The sequence below is a fragment of the Mycobacterium sp. 1165178.9 genome (genome assembly GCF_001673555.1).
GTDB lineage: Bacteria > Actinomycetota > Actinomycetes > Mycobacteriales > Mycobacteriaceae > Mycobacterium.
This window is the reverse complement of record NZ_LZMB01000599.1, coordinates 1-1,460: the sequence shown is the minus strand read 5'-3', so window position 1 is coordinate 1,460 and position 1,460 is coordinate 1. Positions and strand designations below refer to the sequence as shown.

Here is a 1,460-nt window from a genome sequence, read left to right as displayed (position 1 = left end):
GACGGCTGGGTGCCGTCGTCCTGCAAGGCGTTGAATCGCGCGAGCCGCAACACCACGCAGACCGCATAGAGCAGGATGACCACCCACCCGGCCGGCGAGGTGGTCAGCAGCGTCACGTACAGCACGATCGCGGGCGTCACGCCGAAGTTCACCGCGTCGGCCAGCGAGTCGATCTCTTCGCCCATCCGCGACTGGGCGTCCAGGATGCGGGCCACTCGCCCGTCGAGTCCGTCCAGGATGGCGGCCGCGGCAATCAGCGCCATCGCGGCCTTGGGCTGGTGTTCGAGGGCGAACCGGATCGACGTGAGCCCAGCGCAGACGGAGAGCACCGTCATGGCGCTCGGCAGGATCTGCAGGTTGACCGCCGGACGCGCGCGCGGCTTGCTGATCATCGCAGCTCGGCCAAGACGGTTTCGCCGGCGATCGCGCGCTGGCCGACTTTCACCAGCGGTTCGGAACCCGCCGGCAGGTAGGTGTCCAGCCTGGAGCCGAACCGGATCAGGCCGTAGGTGTCACCGATCGACAGCTTGTCCCCGACGTGCGCCTCGCAGATGATGCGCCGGGCGAGCAACCCGGCGACCTGCACCGCGATGACGTCCGCGCCGCTGGCGGTGCGCAGGTGCAGGCTGGTGCGCTCGTTCTCGGTGCTCGCTGTGGCCAGGTCGGCCGAGCCGAATCGGCCCGGGCGGTGCTGCACGGCGAGCACCTCGCCGCTGACCGGGGCGCGCTGCACATGGGCGTCCAACAGCGACAGGAAGATGCTGACTCGCGGCAGCGGCGCGTCGCCCATGCTCAGTTCGGCCGGCGGGGCGGCCAAGTCGATCACGCAGATCTCGCCGTCGGCGGGTGCGACGATCGCGCCGGCCCGGGTGGGCGGCACCCGCGGCGGATGACGGAAGAACCCCGCGCAGGCACCGGCGGCCAGCAGACCCGCTCGTCGCACCCACCGGTGCTTGCGTCCGACGAGCGCCAGCGCCAGTCCGGCGCCGACGAATGGTCGTCCGGCCGGATGCACGGGTGGGATTGCGGAGCGCACCAGCTCCACCGCATGTTGCGGGCTGAAGCCCGGGTCCGAAGCAGAGGGGCCGATAGTGCGGGGGCGTCGTGCCACGCGGCCATCTTACGGAGCCGCGGCTGATTCGTAGACGCCCGCAGAGGGAACGCCCACCGTCGACATGCAATCGGACGATCGGCGCGCACCACAGTTGCCCCGGGCGAAAGTCACGGTCACCGCCGTATTCATCGCGCACGGTCTGGTCTTCTCCTCCTGGGCGGCGCATATTCCCAGCGTCAAGTCCGAGCTCGGCCTTACCGACGCGGCCCTCGGAACGGCGCTGTTCGGCGCGCCGCTGGGGTCGGTGGCGGCCACGCTGCTGAGCCACTGGGCGCTGCCCCGCTGGGGCAGCCACCGGCTGATCCCGGTCATGGTGGCGGGTTATGTCGCGGCCGGCGCGACGGTG

Annotated in this window: 2 protein-coding genes and 1 pseudogene; 1 reads left to right on the top strand and 2 read right to left on the bottom strand. The window is 71.0% G+C overall.

Going from position 1 to position 1,460, the window contains the following annotated elements:
• A partial coding sequence (gene pssA, locus A5652_RS26225) for a CDP-diacylglycerol--serine O-phosphatidyltransferase (protein ID WP_067358895.1) occupies positions 1-392 on the bottom strand: 392 nt, incomplete at its 3' end.
• Positions 389-1,111, bottom strand: a complete 723-nt coding sequence (locus A5652_RS26220) for a phosphatidylserine decarboxylase (protein ID WP_197514113.1) — start codon at positions 1,109-1,111, stop codon at positions 389-391. The genes A5652_RS26220 and pssA, both read right to left, overlap by 4 nt.
• A 64-nt stretch (positions 1,112-1,175) precedes the next feature.
• Here A5652_RS26220 and A5652_RS26215 point away from each other — a divergent pair.
• Positions 1,176-1,460 (top strand): annotated as a pseudogene (locus A5652_RS26215) (MFS transporter); the annotation flags it as partial.